Source organism: Cytophaga aurantiaca DSM 3654 (genome assembly GCF_000379725.1).
Classification (GTDB): domain Bacteria; phylum Bacteroidota; class Bacteroidia; order Cytophagales; family Cytophagaceae; genus Cytophaga; species Cytophaga aurantiaca.
In genome coordinates this window covers 37040-45493 of record NZ_KB903640.1, presented here as the reverse complement: position 1 = coordinate 45493, position 8454 = coordinate 37040, and the positions used below count along the sequence as shown (strand labels likewise).

Annotated in this window: 9 protein-coding genes and 1 rRNA gene; 6 read left to right on the top strand and 4 right to left on the bottom strand. The window is 35.5% G+C overall.

Features of this window, described 5'->3' with window-relative positions; translation table 11 throughout:
- The first annotated feature begins 132 nt into the window (after window positions 1–132).
- Window positions 133–244: ribosomal RNA gene (rrf, locus tag A3EE_RS0110950) — 5S ribosomal RNA — on the top strand.
- Window positions 245–476: 232 nt separating this feature from the next.
- On the opposite strand, the gene A3EE_RS0110945 is transcribed toward rrf, so the two are convergent.
- Both A3EE_RS0110945 and A3EE_RS0110940 read right to left on the bottom strand, forming a co-directional pair.
- Entirely contained in the window at window positions 477–1589 is a 1113-nt protein-coding gene (locus A3EE_RS0110945) for a serine hydrolase domain-containing protein (protein WP_018343487.1), read from the bottom strand.
- 111 nt (window positions 1590–1700) lie between these two features.
- A complete protein-coding gene (locus A3EE_RS0110940; protein ID WP_018343486.1) occupies window positions 1701–1979 on the bottom strand; it encodes a hypothetical protein in 279 nt (92 codons plus the stop codon).
- A gap of 206 nt (window positions 1980–2185) precedes the next feature.
- On the opposite strand from A3EE_RS0110940, the gene A3EE_RS0110935 reads away from it, so the two are divergent.
- From A3EE_RS0110935 to A3EE_RS0110915, 5 genes are all read left to right on the top strand, one after another.
- Entirely contained in the window at window positions 2186–3055 is an 870-nt protein-coding gene (locus tag A3EE_RS0110935) for a pirin family protein (RefSeq protein ID WP_018343485.1), read from the top strand.
- A gap of 231 nt (window positions 3056–3286) precedes the next feature.
- On the top strand, window positions 3287–4012 hold the full coding sequence (locus tag A3EE_RS0110930; RefSeq protein ID WP_018343484.1) for an NTP transferase domain-containing protein: 726 nt from the start codon (window positions 3287–3289) through the stop codon (window positions 4010–4012).
- Between the two features lie 6 nt (window positions 4013–4018).
- On the top strand, window positions 4019–5206 hold the full coding sequence (gene galK / locus A3EE_RS0110925; protein ID WP_157446981.1) for a galactokinase: 1188 nt from the start codon (window positions 4019–4021) through the stop codon (window positions 5204–5206).
- A complete protein-coding gene (locus A3EE_RS0110920) occupies window positions 5187–6134 on the top strand; it encodes an aldose 1-epimerase (RefSeq protein ID WP_018343482.1) in 948 nt (315 codons plus the stop codon). Before galK ends, A3EE_RS0110920 begins: the two co-directional genes overlap by 20 nt.
- A 45-nt stretch (window positions 6135–6179) precedes the next feature.
- Complete coding sequence (locus tag A3EE_RS0110915) at window positions 6180–7115, top strand: tetratricopeptide repeat protein (RefSeq protein ID WP_018343481.1); 936 nt, start codon at window positions 6180–6182, stop codon at window positions 7113–7115.
- A 13-nt stretch (window positions 7116–7128) separates the two neighbouring features.
- Here A3EE_RS0110915 and A3EE_RS0110910 read toward each other — a convergent pair whose 3' ends face one another.
- Together A3EE_RS0110910 and A3EE_RS0110905 are read right to left on the bottom strand one after the other, a co-directional pair.
- A complete protein-coding gene (locus A3EE_RS0110910) occupies window positions 7129–8157 on the bottom strand; it encodes a PorP/SprF family type IX secretion system membrane protein (RefSeq protein ID WP_018343480.1) in 1029 nt (342 codons plus the stop codon).
- On the bottom strand, window positions 8157–8453 hold the full coding sequence (locus A3EE_RS0110905; RefSeq protein ID WP_018343479.1) for a hypothetical protein: 297 nt from the start codon (window positions 8451–8453) through the stop codon (window positions 8157–8159). The genes A3EE_RS0110910 and A3EE_RS0110905 overlap by 1 nt, the downstream gene beginning before the upstream one ends.
- Between the last annotated feature and the right edge of the window lies 1 nt (window position 8454).

Genomic DNA, 8454 nt, shown 5'->3' with positions numbered 1-8454 from the left:
TAGCTGAGCAGTACTAATAACCCGATAATTTTCTTTGCAAGAGTACTTTGATATACCACTAATCATTAGGTCAAACTATTATCGTTTGCAGCGGAGTTCCAACGGAACTTGACAGTTACAGACAACATCCTTAATGGTGGTTATAGCGTTGGTGTTCACCTCTTCCCATTTCGAACAGAGAAGTTAAGCCCAACAGCGCCAATGGTACTGCAGTCAAATGTGGGAGAGTAGGTCGCCGCCAACTTATTATTAAAACCCCTTCACTAAACAGTGAGGGGTTTTTTTTATTTTAGAGTATTTTTTAGATTAGTCAGTCAAACAAAGTCGTTTCTTATGTTGAAGGAATGCTGCCGACTTTAGATTGTACGTACGAATTTCTGTACGATACCTTGGGACGCAAAAAATAAATAATAAGAAATCATAAAGGAGATGTATTATATATATGATCGCTCATTGTAGAGGCTTTTAAAGTGGTTTTAAGCCTGCTCAGCAATCTTTCTCATTAATTGCCACCATCTCAACGGAAGATTGTCGTTGTTAAATTTAAAGATACCAACGATCACCACATTCGATTTTGGATTAACATATATCTGTTGTCGATACATACCAATCGCTGTGAAGTCACCGACTTCTTTTTCTCCAATATAAAAACTGCTGTTGTATCCAATATTCTTTCCTAATCCATTAACATTTGAAGTGGATTGCTTTACCCAATTGCTGTCAATGATCTCTTTTCCATTCCACATACCCTTGTTCATATAGAGCCTGCCAAACTTAGCTAAGTCTCGTGTAGAGCCACCAAAGAAACTGAATGAGCGTGTATGGTGTGATTGAAAATCATATCCCCAAACAGTAGAGTCACATGTACCTATCTTAGTCCAGATATTTTCAGAAAAATATTCATGCATATCTTTTTTCGTAACACGCTCAATCAGTAAACCCAACAATGTATAATTTGTATTAACATATTCGATCTTCTCACCAGGCTTGCTGGTAAATTTAATATTTCGTAAAACCATTTCAATCTTGCCATAATTAGTTCTTGCCAGATTATTTACGGATTCTTTAACACCGGATTCCTGATTTAACAGGTGGTTTAATGTAAGCAGATCAAAATTTTTGTCGTAATTAAGTTCTGGTAAATAGTCTTTTACGAGGTCATTTATAGATTTTATATAACCCTGTTTAATAGCAACTCCCAGACTTGCGGATACCATGCATTTGGTAATAGAAAAGATAGGAGAAGGCTCGTAGCTTGTTAATTTTTTATTATTGTATTCAAAAACAATACTGTCGTTTTTGATGACCATAAAATGGTTGCACTTCTGATTTTTAAGAAAATCCTCTAATGGCAGATAGGATAAAGGTGATTTGTGCGTCCAGTTGCTAACAAAAATAGGCTTATTGGGAGCTTTATGAAATTCAAAACACGTATCTGCATGTTTAACGGTGACATGCTTAAAACGCTTTATATCTTTCTGGTCTGGTACAATATGAATGTATGCATCATAAGGCAGACAACTGCTGAAACTAAAGAAAATAATGAATACGTAAAGAGTGATTTTATTAAGGGTAAAAGCAGATGACATTGAAGAATAGTAAATTGGAAATACGATGATATGCAAACGATTTATCAAGCCAACAATTTACGAGAGTTTTTAAAAAATATCTTATTATACTGAATAAAAGATGCTAAAAGGTCAATTAAACTGATTTTTATAATTTGCCTTTGTCTTTTTTCCTTGGACGTTTCTGTTTGGCAGACTATCGCTTGGTGCAACAATATATGTTCTGGACTGAGATTTTTGTGTTTTTTGATCCCGAAGTGAAATGGTATCCTCTCTTAAAATGTTGGAGTGGCGGTGGTGAAATGTATTGGAGTGTTTATAGTTATCTTCTTCTGGAGTAGCAGGGATCTGGGCAACGGTAACCTGTGTGCTTATAATAAATAATACAAAAGACAATAGAATAAATTTCATTATTAATTTCTAAATTTTAATCGGGGGGCTTTTACTGTTAAGAGTAAAACACGTATAAAATAACAGGTATTTAGTTGATTATGGTATCCGTTAAAATACTTATTTTGTTGCTTAACAAAGAACAATTCTATTTATTGAGAGAATCTGTTAAATAGAAAAATCAACATATTGATTGCGGATTTATATTTTAATTTATACAAAAGAACATGTCGAATATTAAGCTCATTATCGAAGAACGTTCAGCCAATATTGGAAATTTTATGGTTGGCCGGTTGCTGCCATTTCGGGAAAAGCGCATGGTTGGCCCATTTGCGTTTATTGATCATATGGGACCTGCAAAGATGAATGCATATGAGAATCTGGATGTGCCTCCGCATCCACACATTGGTCTTTCAACCTTAACGTATTTATTTGAAGGTAGCATTACACACAAAGACAGCCTTGGTTCGGATATTGAAATTAAACCCGGTGCCGTAAATTGGATGACTGCAGGTAAAGGAATTACACATTCTGAACGCACACCAGAATATCTGCGCCATAGCGATAAAGGATTACACGGTTTGCAGATCTGGGTTGCATTGCCAAAGCATCTGGAACAAATGGAACCCACATTTACACATATTGAAGAAACAGATATCCCGACATGGAATGAAGATGGTTTAACCTATACCTTGATAGCCGGAGAAGTATTAGGGAAAAAGTCTCCAGTGCCCGTTTATAGTCCGCTGTACATGATTGAGATTAAATCTTCGAAGCGCAGTACGGTTTCTATAGGCGAAGCATTATTTGGTGAAAGCGCTTTATATATTTTAGAAGGAAAAGTATTTAACGAAGGAAATTCATTTGAACCAAAACATATATTGATAGCAAAAGATAGTAAACTTTGTACATTTGAATTAGAAGCAGGTTCAACGGTTTACATTTTTGGCGGTGATGCCTTTCCTGAAGAACGATATATCTATTGGAATTTTGTAGCAAGCGATTTGGCTTTGATTGAAAAGGCAAAGACTGCATGGAAGGAACAGCATTTCCCAAAAGTACTTGGTGAAACAGAATTTGTGCCCTTGCCTAATTAGTGATCAGTTGACAGTATTGAATATCATAGAGTAATTGGTCGTTGGGACAACATCGGGGTGATTTGTGCGGAAGCATTGTCAATTACTGAGTACTGTCTACTGTTCACTGACCATTAATAAGAGTATTAACAATCACTTAACATCTTAATTTTTTTAAGGTGTTTTTTTATGTGTAACTCACAGAATAATAATTTATTCAGCTGGAAATAAAACACATTGAACTAACCGCATATGCCAATAGCAATCATACTTGCAGCCGGTAAAGGAACTCGAATGCGCTCGCATTTACCTAAGCCGATCGTACCATTTAAAGGCAAACCTATTGTATCGCATTTGATCGATGCTTTTATGCATGCAGGAGTTAATGATATTTATCTGATTGTTGGGCATGGCGCAGATGAAGTACGTGAGGAAGTAGGAGAAGAAGTACATTATGCATTTCAGAAGGAACAGAAAGGAACAGCGCATGCAGTATTACAAATGCAATCAACGGAAGCATGGAAAGATACCAATGTGTTTGTATTTGTTGGTGATAGTCCGTTGATACAAGCTTCAACGATTAAATTATTAGAAAAGTATCACAGAGATTCAAATGCAAGCTGTACGTTTTTAACAGCTGATTTTCCAATCGATTTGCCTTATGCGCGTGTTTTGAAAAATGAAGCTGGCCAATTGATTGGATGTGTAGAAGAAAAGAATGCTACAGTAGATCAATTAGAAATTAGGGAACTGCTTACTTCACATTTTATTTTTAATGGCAACGATTTGTTTGATAATCTTTCTGAGATCAAAGCAGACAAGGATAATCAGGAATATTATTTAACGGATATCATAGATGTGTTCTTACGTAAAGGTATGCTTGTTGAAACCTTAAAAATAGATTCTTACAAAGAACTGGTGGGTTTGAATACCCCTGAAGATATAGCATGGGCAGAAGAAGCCCTTCAAACAAATTAAATGTTTATGGAAACCCTCGAACAATTAATTTCAACAAATTGTAAGAACTTTGAACAGTTCTTTCAATCGCCTCCGGCACTAGTAGCCTATGCTCCGGGAAGAATAAATATCATTGGCGAACATACCGATTACAATCAGGGTTTAGCAATGCCCTGTGCAATTAACAGATGGGTTACTGTGAGTATCTCTCCACGGACGGATGATCAGGTGCATGTTGTAAGCATTGATTTTGATGGCAAGATGATATTCAGTCTCAATTCAATATATGAACCTAAGACGCTATGGGAGCAGTACATATATGGATGCATTACATTGTTCATGCAAATGCATTCGATCCCATCCGGCTTCAATGCCATGATATCCGGGAATGTACCCATTGGTGCCGGCGTATCTTCATCGGCGGCTCTGGAAGTTGCGTTTGTGAATGCCTTAAATGAATTTTTCAAAGTAGAATTAAACGGTCTTGAAATCATAAAATTATGCCAGCAAGTTGAACATCAATATTTGCATGTTAAAAGCGGTTTGCTTGATCAATATGCTTCTCAGTTTTCTAAAAAGGATAAGGTATTGATGTTGGATTTTCATTCACTGAGTCATACGTATATCAATGCAGAAACAACCGGATATGTATGGGTTTTATGTGACAGCAATATTAAAAGAACTTTGGCTGGAAGTAAATACTCTGAACGCGTACAGGAAACGCAGGCGGCGCTCAAAAACCTACATGAACAAATTTCGGATATTACGGAATTTAAAGATATTGAATTAGAGCATCTTTCTTTGTTAAAGGATATCGTTCAACAAAAACGAATGCGACATTATTTAAGTGAAAACTATCGGGTGAAAGCGGTTGCTGAAGCATTAAAAAATCATGATTTTATTTTATTCGGAAAGCTGCTTACGGCATCACATATATCGTTGAGAGAGGATTACGAAGTAAGTTGTAAAGAATTGGATTATCTGGTTGAACTGGCGCTTGATACAGACTATTGTCTTGGAAGCAGAATGATGGGTGGAGGCTTTGGTGGCTGTACGATTAATTTAGTGAAAGAAGAATATGTAAAAGAATTTTGCAATAAAATTCAAGAAGGGTATTATCGCAAATTCAATATCGAAGGAATCATTAACATATACGAAACCGTAAACGGAGCAGGTACATATCCTGTACATAAAAATGTTCAGTATCACGCGTGAAGATTTTTTTGGAGAAGAAACAATTAAATTATCTGACCCTATAACAGGTGCTTATACTTCAATCATACCAAGCTTTGGAGGGAATCTAAATGAATTGGTTTTAGAAGAAACAGGTCGGCTGCATTCAATTATCTCTGGTGATGCCTCTTTAGATAGTTTGAAGGGGGAGCAGGTTAATTTTTATCGTGGTGCAAAGTTGAGTCCATTTCCCAATCGGGTTGCAGATGGACAATATAATTTTCGAGATCAGATATATACATTGAATAAAAACAATGGTGCATATGCCTTGCATGGATTGATTTGGAATTGTCCTTTTCGAATTGTGAGGGAAGAAGTAACCGCAGATTTTGCTGTTATAGAATTGACATATGATTATATATCCAATTATACCGGGTACCCATTTAATTATTCCATATGCATTGTATATCGATTAGAGTGTTTTCAGTTGATCTGTTTTACAACGCTTCAAAATAAAGGAAATGAAACCATACCTATAGGTGATGGCTGGCATCCATATTTTCACGTAAACAATATGGATCTGATGAAGTTGAAATTACCAGCATGCAGACAACTCGAAATGGATGGATGTATTCCTACAGGCTCTTATGTTGAATCAGATCTTTCAAATAAAGAAGTTTCATTAAAGGATCAGGAATTGGATCATTGCTTTGAACTTATAGTTGAAAACGGTATTACTGAAACACACCTTATTGACCAGGATCATAAGCGTGAAATTGTTTTGTGGCAGGAATGTTCTGAAAATAAATATTCGTTTCTTCAGATCTATATACCACCGGATAGGAAGTCTGTTGCAATTGAGCCTATGACCTGCGCCCCGGACGCATTCAATAATAAAATGGGATTAATCGAACTGGAGCCAGATGAAAGGATTAAAATTAGTTTTGGTATTCAATTAAAACCTCTATGACAAATTCATTTCAAAGAGTATATTTGGTTATTAACTCTTAAGAAAATGAAATTTTATTCCACTCTCTTTGTTTTTTTATTCTGTATACATTCTTCTTTTTCTCAAACTTCAGCATCCAAAGCACTTGAATCAGCTGAAGCGCTGGCTGTAAAAGGAAAATACAAGCAAGCGATTGCTGTATTAGACAAGTTGTTAAGTTCAGAAAATTCTTCAACGGCGATTATAAATAAAACGGGTTACCAGTTTGCATTGAAGGATTATGAAGGAGGCTTCACTACTCTTAGCAATGGAATAGAGCGTATGCCTGATTCGGTAAAGTTATATATGTTGAGGGGGAATATACTTGAAAAAAATCGCATGTATAAAGAAGCAATCAGCGATTATTCAAAAGGATATTTAAAATCTAAAAATGATAAAACCGCTGCTGTATTCTTATCCAATAGAGGTGGTACAAAAGCAAATATATTGGATTATCAAGGTGGCTATAAGGATTTGATTTTATCCATAAAGCTGGATTCAACAAATGTGAATTCTTATATTAACATTGCACCCATATGTAATCATTTAAACAAAAATGATGAAGCGATTTTTTATTTAAAAAAAGCAATCCGTTTGGATTCATTAAATGAAGGCATCTATGTGAATATTGGTTATTGTTATCAAAATATGGATAAGCATCAATTAGCTGTGGATGCATTTAATAAATCTCTAGAGATAAATCCGAATGAACCTTTGGGATATAGCAACAGAGCCTATTCAAAATACAAATTGGGGGATCTGAATGGAGCAACTGTTGACATCAATAAATCCTTAAAACTCTTTTCAACAAATTCTTATGCTTATAAGATAAGAGCATTGATCGAGTTTGCAGAAGGCAAGACAAAGGCAGGCTGTGAAGATATTAATAAAGCTATTGAATTGGGTTATATAAACCAGTATGGAAATGAAGTGCTGGAATTGAAAGCAAAGTATTGCGAATAATAATAAATAATCCTTAATCGAAATCCGGACAAGGTATTTTTTTCATTGGTTTGGTACGCGACTTTGGATCACCAAATAAAAAAGTAATGTTTAGTTCGTGCGCACCGCCAGTCTTGGCTGTTGTAAGCTTCGAAACAGTAAAGTCGTAACTATAACCGATACTAAAGTTTTTGATTTTATAACCAAGCAACACAACAACAGATTCGTTATTGATCACTTTTTTAGAATAATTTTTAATCGGAATTCCTCTGTACCACATACCTAACATGGTATGATTTAAGATTGCATATATCCCTAGATCTAATTGATCTGACTTGCCCTGAGATTTATAATGTGCTGTAGGAATTAAATACGATTTACCTTTATCTGATAAAGAATTCGCAAATGAATTTCTTGAAATTAAAAACTTATAACCTCCTGTTAAACTGTATTTGGATGGGAGTGGACTATTATCGCCATAAAAGGATTGATTGGGTTTATTCATGTGTGCGTAAGCCAGGCTGACCCAAAACTTCTCGGAATAGAAAACGCCTCCGGAAGAAAGATCTAAATAATTTTTCTTTTCACTTCCATAAGGCTCTGCAGTGCCGCTTCCGGTGGGACCGTTTACGGTATATTGATCCGGAAAAGTCAATATGGAATAATTGATATTGCGTGATACATAACCTGCTTGCAAACCTGCACGGAAAGAATATTTTTCTGTTAAATGCAATTCATAGGAATATTGAAACTGAATGTCGTTGGTGCTGATATTAGAACTGCCTTGCACATCTTTTGTATACAAAATTCCGATGCCGCTGTTTGCATTGTTGAAGTAGTGATCAAAAGAGATGGCAGATGAAGTATATTTCGCATCTAAGGCTGGCCATTGCAGACGTTGATGCAGAATGACTCTGTTCTTATGTGCACTACCTGCAAAGGCAGGATTCAGATATAATATGTTTGCATAGAATTGAGAAAATTGATAATCCTGTGCATAGGTTTTATACAAAGATGCAATAAGCAACAAGCCGGTCAATAGATATTTTAACAGAGCTTTCATCAATAAAAATTAAACTCGCCGTTAAATTTCTTATTCTTCTTCGTTGCTTTGCTTACTTTGGCATTTGCTTCATTTAATTCTTCCTGCTGTTTGGCGTTTTTCTTAGTCGCTTTTTTAACATTTTTGTCTCTGTTCTCCAGATTTTCGCTTGTTAAAATATGCGCCTGTTTGGCTAAATAGTGGTGCGATTTTTTTGCCTTCTCACTTAGCTGATGGTCTTTGTTGGTGCGATACGTTTCAGTATTACACGAAATAAAAACCAATAAGAAACAGATGTGTAGGATGAATATTTTCATA

What these genes read in the sequence shown, in the direction of transcription:
- A3EE_RS0110945 (WP_018343487.1), bottom strand. Translation starts at nt 1,589, where the DNA reads ATGTCATCTGCTTTTACCCTTAATAAAATCACTCTTTACGTATTCATT.
- A3EE_RS0110940 (WP_018343486.1), bottom strand. Translation starts at nt 1,979, where the DNA reads ATGAAATTTATTCTATTGTCTTTTGTATTATTTATTATAAGCACACAG.
- A3EE_RS0110935 (WP_018343485.1), top strand. Translation starts at nt 2,186, where the DNA reads ATGTCGAATATTAAGCTCATTATCGAAGAACGTTCAGCCAATATTGGA.
- A3EE_RS0110930 (WP_018343484.1), top strand. Translation starts at nt 3,287, where the DNA reads ATGCCAATAGCAATCATACTTGCAGCCGGTAAAGGAACTCGAATGCGC.
- galK (WP_157446981.1), top strand. Translation starts at nt 4,019, where the DNA reads ATGGAAACCCTCGAACAATTAATTTCAACAAATTGTAAGAACTTTGAA.
- A3EE_RS0110920 (WP_018343482.1), top strand. Translation starts at nt 5,187, where the DNA reads ATGTTCAGTATCACGCGTGAAGATTTTTTTGGAGAAGAAACAATTAAA.
- A3EE_RS0110915 (WP_018343481.1), top strand. Translation starts at nt 6,180, where the DNA reads ATGAAATTTTATTCCACTCTCTTTGTTTTTTTATTCTGTATACATTCT.
- A3EE_RS0110910 (WP_018343480.1), bottom strand. Translation starts at nt 8,157, where the DNA reads ATGAAAGCTCTGTTAAAATATCTATTGACCGGCTTGTTGCTTATTGCA.
- A3EE_RS0110905 (WP_018343479.1), bottom strand. Translation starts at nt 8,453, where the DNA reads ATGAAAATATTCATCCTACACATCTGTTTCTTATTGGTTTTTATTTCG.